Annotated in this window: 16 protein-coding genes and 1 pseudogene; 7 read left to right on the forward strand and 10 right to left on the reverse strand. The window is 57.8% G+C overall.

Annotated features, from left to right (window positions below; all coding sequences use genetic code 11):
* Positions 1-67: 67 nt before the first annotated feature.
* The 4 genes and pseudogenes from ACKZ62_RS18330 to namA form a co-directional block, all read right to left on the reverse strand.
* Entirely contained in the window at positions 68-505 is a 438-nt protein-coding gene (locus ACKZ62_RS18330) for a nuclear transport factor 2 family protein (RefSeq protein WP_050442815.1), read from the reverse strand.
* A 232-nt stretch (positions 506-737) separates the two neighbouring features.
* Positions 738-1,756: pseudogene (locus ACKZ62_RS18335) on the reverse strand (alpha/beta hydrolase).
* 68 nt (positions 1,757-1,824) lie between these two features.
* On the reverse strand, positions 1,825-2,208 hold the full coding sequence (locus tag ACKZ62_RS18340) for a nuclear transport factor 2 family protein (RefSeq protein WP_122764059.1): 384 nt from the start codon (positions 2,206-2,208) through the stop codon (positions 1,825-1,827).
* A gap of 74 nt (positions 2,209-2,282) precedes the next feature.
* Positions 2,283-3,323, reverse strand: a complete 1,041-nt coding sequence (namA, locus tag ACKZ62_RS18345) for an NADPH dehydrogenase NamA (protein WP_122764058.1) — start codon at positions 3,321-3,323, stop codon at positions 2,283-2,285.
* 113 nt (positions 3,324-3,436) lie between these two features.
* Here namA and ACKZ62_RS18350 point away from each other — a divergent pair, with 113 nt between their 5' ends.
* Positions 3,437-3,826: a winged helix-turn-helix transcriptional regulator gene (locus ACKZ62_RS18350; protein WP_032885508.1), complete on the forward strand. Its 390-nt coding sequence runs from the start codon at positions 3,437-3,439 to the stop codon at positions 3,824-3,826.
* 153 nt (positions 3,827-3,979) lie between these two features.
* Here the strand turns inward: ACKZ62_RS18350 and ggt are convergent, their stop codons facing one another.
* The 4 genes from ggt to ACKZ62_RS18370 form a co-directional block, all read right to left on the reverse strand.
* Positions 3,980-5,644, reverse strand: a complete 1,665-nt coding sequence (ggt, locus tag ACKZ62_RS18355; protein WP_241089558.1) for a gamma-glutamyltransferase — start codon at positions 5,642-5,644, stop codon at positions 3,980-3,982.
* Positions 5,645-5,893: 249 nt separating this feature from the next.
* The gene (locus tag ACKZ62_RS18360) at positions 5,894-7,153 is read right to left on the reverse strand and encodes a cation:dicarboxylate symporter family transporter (protein WP_032885511.1); all 1,260 of its coding nucleotides are present in this window, start codon (positions 7,151-7,153) and stop codon (positions 5,894-5,896) included.
* Positions 7,154-7,265: 112 nt separating this feature from the next.
* Positions 7,266-7,691 (reverse strand): VOC family protein, encoded by a 426-nt coding sequence (locus tag ACKZ62_RS18365; RefSeq protein WP_032885513.1) that lies wholly within the window; start codon positions 7,689-7,691, stop codon positions 7,266-7,268.
* A 462-nt stretch (positions 7,692-8,153) separates the two neighbouring features.
* Complete coding sequence (locus ACKZ62_RS18370) at positions 8,154-8,570, reverse strand: LysR substrate-binding domain-containing protein (RefSeq protein ID WP_233897001.1); 417 nt, start codon at positions 8,568-8,570, stop codon at positions 8,154-8,156.
* Positions 8,571-9,017: 447 nt separating this feature from the next.
* On the opposite strand from ACKZ62_RS18370, the gene ltnD reads away from it, so the two are divergent.
* From ltnD to ACKZ62_RS18400, 6 genes are all read left to right on the forward strand, one after another.
* On the forward strand, positions 9,018-9,977 hold the full coding sequence (gene ltnD / locus ACKZ62_RS18375) for an L-threonate dehydrogenase (RefSeq protein WP_256997329.1): 960 nt from the start codon (positions 9,018-9,020) through the stop codon (positions 9,975-9,977).
* A 9-nt stretch (positions 9,978-9,986) separates the two neighbouring features.
* The gene (otnK, locus tag ACKZ62_RS18380; protein ID WP_032885516.1) at positions 9,987-11,279 is read left to right on the forward strand and encodes a 3-oxo-tetronate kinase; all 1,293 of its coding nucleotides are present in this window, start codon (positions 9,987-9,989) and stop codon (positions 11,277-11,279) included.
* Complete coding sequence (otnC, locus tag ACKZ62_RS18385) at positions 11,276-11,914, forward strand: 3-oxo-tetronate 4-phosphate decarboxylase (protein ID WP_032885517.1); 639 nt, start codon at positions 11,276-11,278, stop codon at positions 11,912-11,914. Before otnK ends, otnC begins: the two co-directional genes overlap by 4 nt.
* A gap of 131 nt (positions 11,915-12,045) precedes the next feature.
* Complete coding sequence (locus ACKZ62_RS18390; protein WP_447095630.1) at positions 12,046-13,506, forward strand: GntT/GntP/DsdX family permease; 1,461 nt, start codon at positions 12,046-12,048, stop codon at positions 13,504-13,506.
* 22 nt (positions 13,507-13,528) lie between these two features.
* Positions 13,529-14,311 (forward strand): 2-oxo-tetronate isomerase, encoded by a 783-nt coding sequence (gene otnI, locus ACKZ62_RS18395; protein ID WP_447095631.1) that lies wholly within the window; start codon positions 13,529-13,531, stop codon positions 14,309-14,311.
* A 65-nt stretch (positions 14,312-14,376) separates the two neighbouring features.
* Complete coding sequence (locus ACKZ62_RS18400; RefSeq protein WP_032885523.1) at positions 14,377-15,447, forward strand: alpha/beta fold hydrolase; 1,071 nt, start codon at positions 14,377-14,379, stop codon at positions 15,445-15,447.
* On the opposite strand, the gene ACKZ62_RS18405 is transcribed toward ACKZ62_RS18400, so the two are convergent.
* Positions 15,444-16,265: a DeoR/GlpR family DNA-binding transcription regulator gene (locus ACKZ62_RS18405; protein ID WP_032885529.1), complete on the reverse strand. Its 822-nt coding sequence runs from the start codon at positions 16,263-16,265 to the stop codon at positions 15,444-15,446. The genes ACKZ62_RS18400 and ACKZ62_RS18405 overlap by 4 nt on opposite strands.
* 84 nt (positions 16,266-16,349) lie before the next feature.
* The gene (locus ACKZ62_RS18410; protein ID WP_447095632.1) at positions 16,350-17,447 is read right to left on the reverse strand and encodes an oxidoreductase; all 1,098 of its coding nucleotides are present in this window, start codon (positions 17,445-17,447) and stop codon (positions 16,350-16,352) included.
* Positions 17,448-17,516 lie beyond the last annotated feature (69 nt).

Here is a 17,516-nt window from a genome sequence, read left to right on the forward strand (position 1 = left end):
TGCTGACGAGTACTTCGTGAAACTCATCTTCAATTTCGAACTCAATTTTCAGCGCTGCTTTGACTAGTTAAGGCGCGTCATGGGTTTGGAAAATCTTGCTAACAACCGTCCACTTGCCTTCTACTTTCAGCAACTGGAAGAAGTCGGTGAAAGAGAGGCCGGACATGCCGTTGGCATCGATACGAGCACTCGCGGCATTACCGACGATTTCAATACGAGTAATCGCGGCTTGCGCGTCGGGAGAGGGACGGAAATCCTTGTCAATTCCCTCGAACAAGATTGGAATCGCGCCGCCTTCCAACTTGCCCTCGGCGCTGACGCTGTACATCGTCGCATGTTCATTGAAAGCGGGTTTCATGATACTGCTCTTGGCCTGCTTGCAACCCTCAATATACGCGTTAAGCACCTCTGTAATAGCTTGATAGTCTTCTACATACGTAGCTTTTCTGACTGTTTTACTACTGATAACTTGTGGGCCACCTGGTGCGTTTTCTGCTTGAGCCATCGCGCCAAAGCTCGAAATCAAGGCCACAAAAAACAACTGCTTAATAGATATAAATTTCATTTAGTCGCTCTTCATAAAGGAGTGCAATTATCGAAATATGCTCAACCGCACAAACGCAGCAGACGCTCCGAAAGTCTGCTGTGCGCAGGCAGCCTCGCAATGAGATGAGGATATGTTTTCAATGACGAAGCCCGCAGTTTCAACGTGACCTGCGGATTCTTTGTTTTTGAAATTACTTGCTCAGGTTGATCTTGAGTTCATGAGATGCCTGCGCAATCGCGCTGCGCGGCGTCGGCAGACGGCTGAAGCCGTTCGACAGACCGAAATCGTGAATCATGCCGTTGTAGCGAACCGTCTTCACAGGCACACCCGCCGCGTCGAGCTTGCGGCCGTACGCTTCAGCTTCATCGCGCAGGACATCGAATTCGGCAGTCTGGATCAGCGTCGGCGGCAAGCCCTTCAACTGTTCGGTCGTGGCCTGCAGTGGAGAGGCGTAAATCTGTTTGCGTACCTCGGCGTCGGGTACGTAATTGTCCCAAAACCACGCCATCATGTCCTTCGTCAGGAAATAGCCGTTGGCAAAGGCCTTGTACGACAGCGTGTCAAAGTTGGAGTCTGTCACTGGGCACAGCAACACTTGCGAGCGCAGTGCGGGTTCACCCTTCTCGTTCGCCATCAGGGCAACTACGGCGGCAATGTTGCCGCCAGCACTGTTGCCGGCTACGGCGAGGCGAGTGCCGTCTACCTTGATCTCTTGCCCGTGTTCGGCGACCCATTTTGTCGCGGCATAGGCTTGCTCCGTAGCGACGCCATATGCCGCCTCTGGCGAGAGGCTGTAGTTGACGAAGACCGCCACCGCACCCGAGCCTACCACCAGGTCACGCACCAGTCGTTCGTGGGTCGGGAAGTCGCCCAACACCCAGCCGCCGCCGTGGAAATACATGAACGCGGGCAGAGTCTTCTGTTGGCTACCGACCGGGCGCACGATGGTCAATTTCAGATCGCTGCCGTTCACGCGTATCGTCTTCTCGCTGACATCAGCTGCCGGCAAGACTACTTGGGGGGCAGCCTGGGCACCCGCCAGCGCCGCACGGGCATCGACCGGCGTCATGGAGTCGAGCGTCGGGACACCTTCAAGCGATTGCAAGAGTTTCGCCGTGTGTGCTCAACTCCCGGGTACGTGGCGGCGGAGGCAGTACCGGGCGCAAGCGTAACGACCGTAAGAGCAAGAGCAGAGGTAAGGGTTTTCATGACGTTTCCATTTTTATGCCTGAGTGCTGGGAAGCCTCAACTGCCACAGACTTAAGGACGACAGAGGTTCAAGGCGCGACGTGGGTGTGAAAGATCTTGCTGACGACCGTCCACTTGCCTTCAACTTTCAACAGATGGAAAAAGTCGGTAAACGAAATGCCGGACATGTCGTTTGCGTCGATGCGCGCGCTCGCCGCGGTACCGACAATCTCAATGCGGACGATAGCTGCCGGTGCATCAGGAGAGGGGCGAAACCCTTCATCGATCCCCTTGAACAGGATAGGAATTGCGCCGCCGGCCAGCTTACCGTCGCCATCGACGCTAAACATGGTCGCTTGCTCATTGAAAGCAGGCTTCATTAGGCTGCTTTTTGCTTGCTTGCAGCCCTCGATGTACTTGTTCAGCACCTCGGTGATGGCTTGGTATTCGTGTATGTAAGTAGGTTTACTCATGGTTTCACGCCTGCTTCATTGGATTGGATTGAGAATTAGGACTGTCCAGCCGCCCGCTTATGACGCGGGCTGATTCACGCTTTGGTATCAAGCCATACAGAGCCGTAACGCGTGTAGGCAGCAGGTATCTCAATGATTTCTTTCAAATCATCTGCTGCAGTGCGCACCCAGAACGGATCACGCAGCATTTGCCGCCCGACAAACACCAGGTCAGCTCGGCCGTTTTGCAGGATTTCTTCGGCTTGACGACCACTCTGGATGACACCCACCGCACCCGTCGCAATATGCAGCTCCTTACGCAGCAACTCAGCGGCCGGTACTTGGTAACCGGGATAGGTCTGCACCTTGATCATCTTGATTCCGCCGGAGCTGCAGTCGATCAGGTCGACACCCTGTTCCTTCATCCAGCGACCGTATTCAAGGAATGACTCGGGTGTGTTTCCGCCTTCGGCGTAATCAGAGCTGGAGATACGAACAAACAGAGGACGATTGCCCCAATGGGTTTTGACTTCCTCCAGCACTTCGCGCAGGAAGCGATAGCGACGCTTGGCATCACCGCCATATTCGTCGTCGCGGGTGTTGGCGAGTGGGGAGAGGAACTCACTCAGCAAATAACCATGCGCGGCATGGATCTCAAGTACATCAAAGCCCGCTTCACTGGCACGTCGTGCAGCATCGCCGTAGAGCTTTACCAAACCCGGAATTTCGTCAGCCGCGAGTGCGCGAGGCACAGGGCTGGTTTCGGTGAACGGAATAGCCGATGGCGCAATGTGAATAAGATTGGGCAAGTCAGCATTGCGTCCTGCATGACCGATCTGAGCACCGACTTTCGCGCCAAAGCTGTGAAGCAATTCAGTGAGCGCCTTCAAGCCAGCGACATGTGCATCGCTCCAGATACCGAGGTCACCGGCACCAATACGGCCATCGGCGTGAACTGCCAGCGTTTCTGGGAAAATCAATGCCGCCTGGCCCAAGGCGCGGGCACCGTAATGCACTCGATGCCATTCAGTAACGAAGCCGTCATCTGCCGCCATGTGCATGCACATGGGCGACATGACGACGCGGTTTTTCAGTTTCATGCCTTTTATTTCATGGGGGGAAAGCAACAAGCTCATCCGGATCATTCCGTAGTGATTGATACGGAATGATGTTAGCGTGCGCACACCATATTCGTAAGTACGCACATTTATGTGCTGTAGGCACATTTTTTATACCAAGGAGATGCCCTGTGAAAAAATGCATTCCCCGGGATGAAGTTGAAGCATTCGCTTGCCCTGTCTCCTTTACGGTCGATGTCATTGGTGGGAAATGGAAATCGCTCATCCTGTTCCACCTGATGTCAGGAACAAAGCGCTTCAACGAGTTGCGCCGACTAATCCCTGATGTGACGCAGCGGATGCTCACCTTGCAACTCAGAGAGCTGGAGACAGATAAGGTTATCCATCGCGAAATCTATCGAGAGGTCCCGCCCAAGGTCGAATATTCCCTAACAGAATTAGGCAACACGCTTGCCCCACTGATCAGCGCAATGCGGGAGTGGGGAGCGGTGCATGAGAGTGCAATCCTGGCATTCAGGCGGGCTGAGATTGATGCAAATTCAGGTGAATCGCTCGCCTAACTTTAGATTTTTGTCAGGCCGGCGAACGCCCCAGCGCAGGATAAATAACTAGCACTGGGGCGTGGGCTCTAGTGGATCTCGATCCACCTTGATGCCCCTCTTACCGAGCGCGTCTGGCCAAATGCTCGTAAGCCAGACGAGCGGATTGACCCACTACTTGGCAATGGACGTCACCCCCCTCCCCCTGGGATCAGATACGGGTTCAGGCACGCCGTGTTCCACCCTGATTGCCTGGATATCACCATTGAAGCCCTGGTTTGCAAGGTTATAGCCTGCGCCTTCAACTTCCGTCGCCAGTTGCCCCGAGATCGGTGCATAGGGTTCCCAGAAAATCGTGTTGGCAGGCAGCAACTGGTGGTGAAAACGCATCGCGCCCACCGAATCTTTCAGCCCAAGGTGGAAGTCATACAGGTTACTGACGACCTGGAAGATGGAGGTAAAAATCCGCGAGCCACCGGGTGTACCGATCACCAAGGCGACCTTGCCGTCCTTCAGGAAAATCGTCGGCGTCATCGAAGACAAGGGCCGCTTTCCGGGTTCGATGGCATTAGTGTCGGTGCCCACGACGCCCATCTGATTGGGCACTCCTGCCAGTGCCGAGAAGTCATCCATCTCATCATTGAGCAAAATGCCGGTTTTTTCCGCGACGACGCCGGAGCCGAAAAAGCCATTGAGCGTGTACGTGTTGGAAACGGCATTGCCCCATTTATCGACGATTGAGAAGTGCGTGGTCTGGGGCTTCTCCGGCGATTCAATATTCAGGCCGGCGACGACCTTATTGGTGTCCGAAGGGATCGATAGATTGACCTGCGACGCTCGGCCCGCCAGGTAGTGTTCGTCGATCAATTCATGCACCGGCACCGTGTAAAAATCCGGATCACCCAGGTACTTTGCCCTATCAGCAAATACCCGCTTTTCGATCTCCGCCACTAAATGCATATAGCGAACGGAGTTAAGCGGCACGCTCTGGAAATCCTCGCGGCGCATCTCTTTCATCTTCAACAGTTGCACCAGCGCGACCCCGCCAGAGCTGGGCGGTGGCGCGGTGACAACCTGGAAGCCATTCCAGTTGGCTTGTATTGGGGTACGCCACACGGATTTGTAATCGGCCAGGTCCTGCGCGCTGATCAAGCCGCCATTGGCACTCATATCGGTCACGATCAGCTCTGCGGTTTTACCAGCGTAAAAGCCTTTCGGCCCCTGCGCGGCGATGCGCTTGAGAACCGCCTCAAGTTCAGGTTGCTTGAAGGTAGTGCCTGCCTGCAGCCTGCCGAAATGTTCAGCGAAGTTGGTTTTACCGGCGAAGCGTTTGGCGTTTTCACTTGCAGCAATACTGGCCAGTGCTTCATCGACGACGAAGCCATGGTGTGCGTAGCCAATGGCGGGCTCGATCAGGTCCGCCCATTTGAGTTTGCCAAAGCGCTTGTGAGCCTCCCACATACCCGCGACAGTGCCGGGTACACCTACCGAGCGGTGTCCGATCACACTGCCTTGCGGCTGGTCGGCAGCAATCACTTTTTTACCCGAGCTGTCGACGAACATATGCCGCGTTGCTTTCAGCGGCGCACGCTCGCGGTAATCGAGAAAATAGGGTTTGCCCTTGTAATAGACGGTCATGAAACCGCCGCCGCCGATATTTCCAGCTTCGGGGTAGGTCACCGCCAGGGAAAAGGCAACGGCAACGGCCGCATCCACGGCATTCCCGCCTTTGGCAAAGATTGCGTTGGCGGTGTCCGCAGCAAATTGGTCAGGTACGGCCACGGCAGAATGCGTCAACGCCGTGCGTGGGCTGGCAACCGCCAGTTGGTAAGTTCCCATAAATAGCAACACTATCCATACTGCGACGCAGCGACGCGTCCGATAGAACACTGATTTCTTGCACATAGCCCACCTGTTTTTTTTATAAATAATGGCAGCACAGTGGCAACTAACAGGGCACGATTCTTTATCTGAACCGAGCACCCCGGCGCCTGAAAAGAATGAACACGCAATAACTTCTTATAGGTTTATCAGCCCAAAAAAGAGCCCTCGACGCGATTAACGTGGAAGGCTCTTGTGTGTCGCTGATTAAGCGTTCTGCTCGACCCTTATTGAGCTTTTTCGCTCCAGGGGCGCTTTCTCCCACTTGGCAATGACCAGGGGTGCAATTGCATTACCCAGCACGTTCAAGGTAGTGGTACCGCTGTCGATGATCCGGAAGATCCCGGCAATCAACGCGACCCCCTCCAGCGGCAGCCCGGCAGACGCCAAGGTGGCCGACAGAATGATGATGGCAAACCCAGGCACACCGGCGGCGCCCTTCGACGTCAGCACCATTGTGACCACCAGCAAAATCTGCTGAGTCAACGACAGATCAATGCCATAGAGTTGGGCAATGAAGATTGTCGCCACACCAAGGAAGATCGAAGCACCGTCCAGGTTAAACGCATAACCCACAGGCACTACGAAGCTGACGATGCGCCGAGGCACGCCATAGGCTTCCAGCTTGGTCATCAACTGTGGCATGACCGCCGCAGAGGCTGCGCTGGAGAAGGCCAAAATCAGCTCATCACGGAAGTACTTGATCAACTTGAAGACGTTTTCGCCGATCAGGTAGCAAATGCCTCCGAGCATCAACAGAGCAAAGGTAATCAGCGCCAGGTACACCACGCCGATCAACTTGAGCAACGGCAGCAACGAGGCAAATCCGAAGGTCGCCACCGTGGCGCCGATCATGCCGAATACACCGATCGGTGCGTAGGCCATGACAAACGACACGACTTTGAACATCGCATCGGAGAAGCCCTGCACCACTGCAATAACCGGTGCGCTTTTCTCTTTAGGCAAGGTGTTCAACGCCATACCCAGCAGCACGGCAAAGAACAGCACCGACAGCAACTTCGCTTCCGACATCGCGACAATCACGTTATCGGGCACGATGTTTTGCAGGATGATCAGCGCGCCTTTCGACGGCTCCATATGCACGGCTGCCGCGTTATGGGCGATCCCTGCAATGTCGGTACCCTTACCCGGCTCAAACAGGTTGGCAAAGCACAAGCCAAGCACGATGGCGAGGCTGGTGATTGCAAAGAAGTAGATCAACGACTTTGCGCCCATGCGCCCAAACGATTTGTTATCACCGCCCCCGGCAATGCCGAGGATCATGCAGCAGAAAACAATCGGCACGACGACCATCTTCATCATCTTGATGAAGATGTCTCCGAGTGGTTTAAGGATTTCGGTACTAACCCATACTTGATTTTCCGGATGGGTATTGAAATACCAACCCACGAGCACGCCAAGCAAAAGCCCGGCAACGATTTGCCAAACTAAGGGGATACGTTTCATGTCTAGCCTTTTTGTTGGAATGAAAGGACTGCTTTAGGCAGTAGCTAGATTCATGAGCTTCCAGCTCATTTATGTTTTCCTGGCGCACTCTTTAGCGTGCGCCAGGTTTTTATTATTTAGCGAACAGCTGGCTCATATCCTTGAACGCCTTGAACTCCAGCGCGTTGCCGCACGGGTCGAATAGGAACATGGTGGCTTGCTCGCCGACCTGGCCTTTAAAGCGAATGTAGGGTTCGATCACAAACTTGGTTGCGCGCGCTTTCAAGCGCTCGGCCAGGGCTTCCCATTGTGCCCACTCCAGGATGATGCCGAAGTGCGGAACCGGTACATCGTGGCCGTCTACCGGGTTGCTGTGCACGCTTTCCTGCGACGCAGTTTTAGGGTGCTCATGGATGACCAGTTGATGGCCGTAGAAATCGAAGTCTACCCACTGGTCGCTTGAACGACCTTCGGAAAGACCGAACACCTCACCGTAGAAGTGACGAGTGGCGGCCAAGTCATACACAGGGATTGCGAGATGGAAAGGAGAAAGACTCATCAGGACTCCGATAACAATTTTTATTGGTTTGTGGTGCCGGGCACCGTGGTCGCTGCCCGACGGCTTTTTTGAAGGTGGATTTATGCTAAAGCGCTACCAACCTAAAAAAAATCAATATAAATTTTTCACAAACACAATTTTATTTTGTTAATCGGATGTCTCTTTTTACTGCTGCCAGCCTGCCTGAATCGCACGGGTTATTTGATCGACAAAGACTCTTGTCTTCGTCGGAACCAGCCGCCCCGGCGGCATCACTGCATAGATTCCGCCCACCTCTGCGCCTTCCCATTGCGCGAGTATTTGCACAAGCGTGCCGTCGCGCACCGCCGCGCCAGCCAGCCAGCCAGCCAGTCAGGCGTCAGAATGATCCCAACGCCCTACACCGCCACCTGTAAAAGCGACTCCGAGCTGTCGGATATCAGCGGGCCCGTCGGCCAAAAAGTTTTTTGCTGGCTGCTATTTTTAAGTACCCAGTCCGGCCAACTGGAGTGGCTGCAGAATCCAAGCTCGCATGCTCGGCCAACGCTTCAAGGGATTGGGGCTGGCCATGGGACGCGATATAGCTGGGAGCGGCGTAAAGGCGGTTACGGAAAGGGGCAATCTGCTTGGCCACCAGCGTGCTGTCGCGCAGCACTCCAACGCGAATCGCGACATCGAAGCTTCCGCCACACCATCCACGTACCTGTCGGCAAACCGCGCATCCACACGTATTTTCGGATGCTGGGCGATAAATGCGGGCAACAGCGGCGCAACCCATCGGCGGCCAAATGTGATGGGCAGTGACACCCTGAGCAAACCCGGGGGCTGGTGGCTTCTTCGGCATCGAACCGAATGCAGATTATCTTTCGTTGAGTCTGGGTAAGGCCGGTATTCGTGCATTGACGACAGGCCTCTTCGAGTCGGCCAAAACCCACAACGTGCATGTGGCCACGGTCACTGTGGCGCGTTCGTCGAACCGGAATCCGAGGAGGCGGTTGGCATTGCAAAGGCGTTCTGGGACCTGCACAACCAGAAAACGTCGAACTGGACCGCAGAAGTCACCTACTCGCGTTAATTCCTGGCGTAGCACCGCACAGCCTTCCAGTGAGCACCGCCAAAAGCCGTGCTCACTTTGCGTTTCAACGCCTGTGTTCTCAACGCTGAAGCCTGGCAGCGCCCGCTGCGATGTTAAATATTGTTAAATCAAAAAATAACTTCACATAATCTGATCATTGGTGGATTATCTATTCAACCCGCATGACACCCTGACAAAAAAACAAAACAGGATGGCAACGATGTTCGACACCTCCCCGAATAAGCTTCCCGCCCCTTACCTGTATCTGGACGATCGCCTGCACCTCTGCGGCGCCCACGTACCCACAGCCTTGCTACGGAGCCTCCATGAATAACAAGAATGTTGGTGTTATCGGCTTAGGCGCGATGGGGCTGGGCATTGCCCGCTCGTTGTTGCGCAGCGGCTTCAACGTGCATGCCTGTGATGTGCGAGAAACCGTCACGCAGCAGTTCGCCAGTGAAGGGGGCGTTGCCTGCAGCTCGCCTGTCCAGATGGCCGCCGCGTGCGATGTGATCATCACCGTCGTGGTCAATGCCGAACAAACCGAGACGGTCCTGTTTGGTGAACATGGCGCCGTCGCCGCCTTGCGCCCTGGCAGCCTGGTGATTGGTTGCGCCACGGTGGCCCCTACCTACGCGGTAGACCTGGGCCAGCGCTTGATCAACGCAGGGTTGCTGTACCTGGATGCACCGATCTCCGGTGGTGCAGCCAAAGCGGCGGCCGGTGAGATGACCATGATGACTTCCGGCCCAGCCGAGGCTTATGCAAAAGCCGATGACGTGCTCACGGGCATGGCCGGCAAGGTCTATCGTCTGGGCGATGCCCATGGCCTGGGCTCAAAGGTAAAGATCATCAACCAACTGCTGGCCGGCGTGCATATCGCCGCTGCCGCAGAAGCCATGGCACTGGGGCTGCGTGAAGGCGTCGAGGCCGATGCACTGTATGAAGTGATCACCCACAGCGCGGGCAATTCCTGGATGTTCGAGAACCGCGTGCCACACATTCTCAAGGCTGATTACACGCCGCTCTCGGCCGTCGATATTTTCGTCAAGGACCTGGGCCTGGTGCTGGATACCGCACGGGCCAGCAAGTTTCCGCTGCCATTGTCAGCCACCGCTCACCAGATGTTCATGCAGGCCTCCAGTGCCGGGTTCGGGCGTGAGGACGATTCGGCGGTGATCAAGATTTTCCCTGGCATTGAGCTCCCGACTGCCAAGACCGAAACCGAATAAGGATTGCCCATGAACCTACCTAGCGCACGCCCGTTGCTGGGCTGCATCGCCGACGACTTCACCGGGGCCACAGACCTGGCCAATATGCTGGTGCGCGGCGGCATGCGTACTGTGCAGAGCATCGGTATCCCCAGCGATGAAGTCGCTGCGACACTGGATGCCGATGCGATCGTGATTGCGCTGAAGTCGCGTACTGTCCCGGCGGCGCAGGCGGTAGCCGACTCCCTGGCCGCCCTTGAATGGCTGCGCGCACAAGGGTGCGAGCAGATTTTCTTCAAGTACTGCTCCACGTTCGACTCGACGGCCGCCGGCAATATCGGCCAGGTCAGCGAGGCCCTGCTCAAGGCGCTGGACAGTGATTTCACCCTGGCCTGCCCGGCGTTTCCGGAAAATGGCCGGACCATTTTCCGCGGTCATTTGTTTGTGCAGGATCAACTGCTCAATGAGTCAGGCATGCAGCACCACCCGCTGACCGCGATGACCGACGCCAACCTGGTCCGCGTACTGCAATCACAAACCACACAAAAGGTTGGCCTGCTGCGCTACGACACCATCGCCCAAGGTGTATCACACGTGCGCGAACGGATTGCAGAGCTGCGCGCCCAAGGCATAGGCATGGCCATCGCGGATGCCCTCAGTGATCAAGACCTGCACACCCTCGGCAGCGCTTGCAGTGATCTGCCGCTGTTAACCGGCGGTTCCGGCCTGGCCTTGGGCCTTCCCGACAACTTCCGCCGGGCCGGCAAACTTCGTGACTTCGATCCAGCCTCCTTACCTACCGTACCCGGTGGCGAGGTGGTGCTGGCAGGGAGCGCGTCGATTGCCACCAACGGCCAAGTCGCCGCGTGGATCGAAGCCGGACGACCGGCGCTGCGCATCGACCCGCTAGCCCTGGCGGCGGGTGAGTCGGTAGTGGCGGATGCCGTGGCGTTTGCCCTGAGCAACCCACACACCGTACTGATCTATGCCACCAGCCCTGCGGATGAACTCAAGGCGGTGCAACAGCAACTGGGCGCCGAGCGCGCAGGCGAATTGGTAGAGAACGCCCTGGGAGAAATTGCCCAAGCCCTACGTCAGGCCGGCGTAAGACGCTTCGTGGTCGCTGGCGGTGAAACCTCTGGCGCCGTAGTCACCGCCCTGGGCGTGCGCCTACTGCAGATTGGCACGCAGATTGACCCTGGTGTTCCCGCGACCCTCAGCAACACTGCCGAACCGCTGGCGCTGGCCCTCAAGTCGGGCAATTTCGGCGGTAGAGACTTTTTCGACAAAGCACTCAAGCAACTGGCAGGAGGTGCGCAATGAGCAACGAAAACGCCTTGCGCGAAGAGATCTGCATCGTAGGTCACAGTCTTTATCAGCGAGGGTACACAGTCGGCAGCGCCGGCAACATCAGCGCGCGCCTGGACGACGGCTGGCTGATCACGCCAACCGATGCGTGCCTGGGCCGCCTTGACCCTGCGTTGATCGCCAAGGTCGACCTTACGGGCAAATGGGTCTCTGGCGACAAACCGTCAAAAACCCTGGCCTTGCATCGCCAGGTTTACGATCGCAACCCTGGCGTCGGTGGTGTGGTGCATACCCATTCCACACATTTGGTGGCCCTGACGCTTGCCGGTGTTTGGCGCCAGGATGACATCCTGCCCCCGCTGACGCCGTACCAGGTGATGAAGGTCGGGCATATCCCGCTGATCAACTATCAACGCCCCGGCGCGCCCGATGTGGCGGACCAGGTCGCGCGCCTCGCCAACAGTGTGCGTGGCGTAATGCTCGAGCGCTTGGGCCCGGTGGTCTGGGAAAGCTCAGTTTCCAAGGCCAGTTACGCCCTCGAAGAACTCGAAGAAACCGCACGCCTGTGGCTGATGAGCAACCCGCGTCCGGCGCCGCTGGATGCTGCAGCGCTGGCCGAGCTTAAAAGCGTTTTCGGCGCGCACTGGTAGGCACCGTTTCCCCCCGCAACACCCTTAACAATAAAAACAACAGGACCTTCCAGCATGACCACTATCAAGTTTCGTGTTGATGTTTGCAGCGACAAAAAACCATCCTGCGTTTTCCATGAAGGGCCGCGCTCATGAGCCCGCTTATCCTGATGGCGACCGCTGGCCTAGGCATCGCCTTGCTGCTGTTCCTAGTGCTCAAATACAAATTCCAGCCGTTCGTGGCGCTGATGTTGGTCAGCATTATGGTGGCCCTGGTGGCGGGAGTTAAACCTGCCGATCTGGTCGCCACCATTGAAGGCGGCATGGGCAAGACCCTCGGCCACATTGCGATCATCATTGCCTTGGGCGCGATGATCGGCCGCATCATTGAGTTGTCGGGCGGTGCCGAGGCGCTGGCCAAGACCCTGATTGAACGCTTCGGTAATCGACGCACGCCCCTTGCCTTGACGATTGCCGGTTTCATTATCGGCGTGCCGGTGTTCTTCGAGGTGGGGGTGATCATCCTCATGCCGCTGGCCTACGGTGTGGCTCGTCGCGCTCGCAAGCCGTTGCTGATGTTCGCGTTGCCGATGTGCGCAGCGCTGCTTACGGTGCATGCATTTCTGCCACCGCACCCAGGTGCGGTCGCCGCCGCCAGCCAACTGGGTGCGGACCTGGGCCGGGTGCTGATGTTCGGGCTGCCGCTGACGGCGTTCCTGTGCTACGTCGGCTATCGCGTGGCGGGGCGCATGACGCGCCGCTTCTACCCGATGTCCGATGATATCCGCGCCGAAGTCTACGGCCCGCACGTCACCAACGACGACCTGCGCGCCTGGCAAGACGGCAAAACCCAAGAGGCGCAACAAGGTGCAGAGACCGTCTCGCACATGGGCCTGGAGGAATCCACCAGCAGTATCCTGGCCAAGCTGCCACCCGCCCCTGCGCCGGGTTTCGGCTTGATCGTCAGTTTGATCCTGTTGCCGATCGTGTTGATTTTGCTGGGTACGCTGGCGACGTCACTGCTGCCTGTCGAATCAACCCTGCGCGGCATCATGACCGTGCTCGGTGCGCCCCTGGTGGCGCTGCTGCTCGACACCTTGCTGTGTGCCTGGCTGCTCGGTTCCCGTCGCGGCTGGAGCCGTACCCAGGTCTCCGATGTAATAGGCTCGGCGCTGCCGGGTGTGGCCATGGTGATTTTGATTGCGGGTGCCGGTGGCGTATTCGGCAAGGTACTGGTGGATACCGGCATCGGCGCGGTGGTCTCCGACCTGCTGCGTACCACCGGGCTGCCGGTGCTGGCCTTGGGCTTTTTGCTGACCATGTTGCTGCGCGCCGTGCAAGGCTCCACCACCGTGGCCCTGGTAACCACCGCAGGTATCATCAGCCCGTTGATCGCCACGCTTAACCTGACGCCCAACCACATGGCCCTGCTGTGCCTGGCTATGGGCGGTGGCGGGCTGGCGATGTCGCACATCAACGACGCCGGCTACTGGATTTTCACCAAGCTGGCCGGCCTCAACGTGGCAGACGGCCTGCGGACCTGGACGGTGATCACCACCCTCCTCGGCACGCTCGGCTTCCTTATCACCCTGTTGATCTGGCCTTTTGTCTGATCGTTTTTCATCAGGAGTTCACATGCCTCGCTTTGCTGCCAACCTAAGCATGCTTTACCCCGAACACGCTTTTCTGGAGCGCTTCGCAGCGGCTGCGGCCGATGGTTTTGATGCCGTGGAGTATCTGTTCCCCTACGAATACAGCGCCCAGGTACTTAAACAGCACCTGAGCGACAACGGCCTGGTCCAAGCCCTGTTCAACGCGCCGCCCGGCGACTGGGCGGCGGGTGAACGCGGCATCGCCACCCTACCGGGCCGCGAAAGCGAATTTCGCGCCGGCTTCGACCGTGCCCTGGAATACGCCGCCGTGCTAGGCAATACCCGCATCCACGTGATGGCCGGCCTGCTGCCCTCGGAGCAGCACCGTGAGCGCCATCACGCGGTGTACCTCGAGAACCTGGCTTACGCCACCGCCCAATCACGTCAGGCTGGCGTGACGGTGTTGCTGGAACCGATCAACACTCGCGACATGCCGGGGTTTTTCCTCAACCGACAGGACCAGGCACACGCGATCTGCAAGGAGGTCGGCGCAAGCAATTTGAAGGTGCAGTTTGACTGCTATCACTGCCAGATCGTCGAAGGTGATTTGGCGGTCAAACTGCTTCGCGACATCAACGGCATTGGCCATATTCAGATTGCCGGCGTACCCGACCGACACGAACCGAACCTGGGTGAATTGAACTACCCCTACCTGTTCGAGCTGATTGACGAGTTGGGCTACGACGGCTGGGTCGGTTGCGAATACCGCCCCAAGAGCGACACCTCGGCAGGGCTGCAATGGTTGCGGGACTGGAAAGCGCGCTAAGTGATCAAGCCCCTGCATACCTTGGTGCGCACGGGCTCCTAAAACAAAAACAATAGGAAATACCCATGCACAGATTCAGTCCACGCCCCGCGGTCGGGCTGTTGTTGTCCCTGGCGTTGATCAGTTCCGCCGTCGGCGCCGCGTCGTTACCGGCCGCGACCGAGGGCGATTGGATCGCCCCGCAGTTCACCTTTCACACCGGTGAAAAACTCGCCAACCTCAAACTGCACTACATCACCCTCGGCAACCCCAAGAACCCCGCCATCCTCTACCTGCATGGCACCTACCGGCCCGGCAGCGATGTGCTGAGCAAGGATTTTGGCGGCGAACTGTTCGGCCCCGGGCAGCCGCTGGACGCCAGCAAGTACTACATCATCTCCACCGACGGCATCGGCGTGGGCCAGTCCAGCAAACCCTCCGACGGCCTGCGCGCAAAGTTTCCCGAGTACAACTACACCGACCTGGTTCAAGCCCAGTATCGATTGGTTACCGAAGGCCTGGGGATCAAGCACCTGCGGCTGATCATCGGCAACTCCATGGGCGGTATGCAAACCTGGATGTGGGGCCAGACCTGGCCGCAGATGATGGACGCGCTGGTGCCCATGGCGTCCCAACCCACCGAGATGTCATCGCGCAACTGGATGATGCGCCGTTTGCTGGTGGAGTCGATCAAGCAAGACCCGGCCTGGAACAACGGTAACTACAGCGCGCAACCGCCGTCCCTGCGCCTGGCAAACGCGATGTTCAGCGTTGGCACCAGCGGCGGCACCCTCGCCTATCAGGCGGCGGCACCGACCCGAGCGCTGGCCGACAAGTTGGTGGATGAGCGCTTGAATGCCGCGCAAACCGCAGACGCCAATGACTTCATCTACCAATGGCAATCCTCCGCCGACTACAACGCAGCCCTCGGTCTGAACAAGATCCAGGCGCCGGTGCTGGTCATCAACTCGGCGGACGATGAGCGCAACCCTCCGGAAACCGGACGGTTGGAAGCGTCGATGAAAGAGCTCAAGCATGCACGGCTGCTGCTCATCCCCGCCAGTGCCGACACCCGTGGCCATGGCACCACGAGCATGGCGAAGTTTTACAGCAAGGAGCTGGGGCAATTCATGCAAGAGACTGAAAAGGCGCGTTAGGCTGGCTGGGGGTCGGACGGCAACATCAATTCGACCCCTTGCTTGCGAATCCCATCCGCCGCCGCAGGCGCCAGTGCGTCATCACTGATGATCACATCGAACTGCTCCAACCCGGCAATTTTGTACATGCTGAACGTGCCGTACTTGGAGCTGCTGGCCACCAGCACCACTTGGGACGCCGATTGCATGGCCACCTGCTTGACCTCCACCTTCAGCGCCGACGGTGTGGTGATGCCGCGTCGCAGGTCCCAGGAGCTGGTCGAGATAAACGCGATATCCGTCACCACCTGACGCAGTGTCGCCACCGCCAGGCCGCCGACACAGGAATGATTGGAATGGTCCAACTGCCCACCGGTATGAATCACCGTCACGTGGGGTGCATCCATCAACGCCTGAACCACGCCGAAGTCATTGGTCACCACCGTCATGCCACTGAGCAGTTTGATATAGGGCACGATCTCCAGGGTGCTGGTGCCGGCATCCAAATAAATAGTCATGTCCGCCAACAGGAGACGGGCCGCGAGTTTGGCCATCGCTTGCTTCTGCGGCAACTCAACCACGGCCTTGACCTGGTGGCTGGGCTCACTGTGAAGCTGGCTGGCAATGCGCACACCGCCCGTCACCGAATACGCCAGGCCTTCCTGCTCAAGCAACGCGATATCGCGGCGCACCGTCATGTGTGAGCAGTCGAACATCTCCATCAACTGGTGAACACTCAGCACATGCTGTTTGCGCAACTGACGCAAGATCAACTCGCGACGCTGTTCAGGAATCATCGGCGCGCCGCTTTCGGCGGCCACGTCCTTCTGGCTTGGCATTCGGTGCTCCAAAGGCTTGGATCGGGTGGCGGTGATTGGCGTACATAGTAGCGAATCCACCCGCCGATCTGTAACTCACTGCACCTAATTCAGCTCGCTGTCCTTGACGTGGGCAATCGGCGCAAGCAACGACGGATCGAAGGGTTCCGGCGCGCGCCCCTCCAGCAACCGTTGTACAAGGTCCGGATTGGCCAAGGCAGCCTTGCCGACAGCGACAATATCTGCGCCAGCCTGCAGGGTTTGTTCAACGCTGCTCAAGTCCTGCACTCCGCCATTCGCAATCAACGCGACACCAGGCGCATAACGGCGAGCCAGCGTTACCAGGCTTGCCTCGTTACCGCTGAAGGCCGGCTGCCAGGCTTGATGCTCCGTCACATGGATGAAGTCGACCCCAGCGTCAGCCAAGCTGCCGAAGATCGTCTGTGCGTCATGTTCCCCACCCGCCCATTTGTGCTGAAAGTCATTGACCTTGCCCTGGGATATACGCACACCAACCGGCGAGTGCCCGACCACCTTCTTCACCGCTGCAATGACCTCAAGCATCAGGCTCAAGCGCTGGCGAACATCACCTCCCCATCGATCTTCGCGTTGATTGGAGTAGCCTGTCATGAACTGATCCAGCAAGTAGCCGTTGGCACCATGGATCTCAACGCCGTCAAAGCCCGCGATTCCAACAGCCCGTTTAGCCGCCTGGGCAAACCCCTCAATGGCATCCGCGATAGCTTCATCGCTCATGGCCTGGGGCACTCGATACGCCCCCTCGCCGTAATAGAACTTCATCTGTTCGCCTTTCGGGCGAATGGCCGAAGGGCCAGCAGATTGCTCAACAAAACGGTTCGCCTGGCTCAATGCGCCGGCGTGCATGATCTGCGCGATTGCTGCGCTCTCATGGCGATGAATCGCCTCGACTACCTCGCGCCAGGCAAGCGCCTGTTCGCTGTCCGTGATACCGGGCTGGTTCAGGTAGCCCTGGGCATACTGCCGATCGGTGTAGATCCCCTCCGTGATGACCAAGCCAAAACCGCCACGGGCAAAACGCTCGTAGTATCGCGCCATCGCAGGTGTGGCATTGCCGCTCTCGCTCGCACTGACGCGTGTCATGGGAGCAAGCGCCATGCGATTGTTCAGCTTAAGAGCGCCCATATCGAATGGAGTTACAATGCGCGAGTTTAGTGCTGTCATGATTTGCCCTCAATTATTCGCCAGCCACGACGATAAGCGTGGCAATCGCCCATTAGAAGCGCACGCTTG

The organism is Pseudomonas sivasensis (assembly GCF_052938085.1).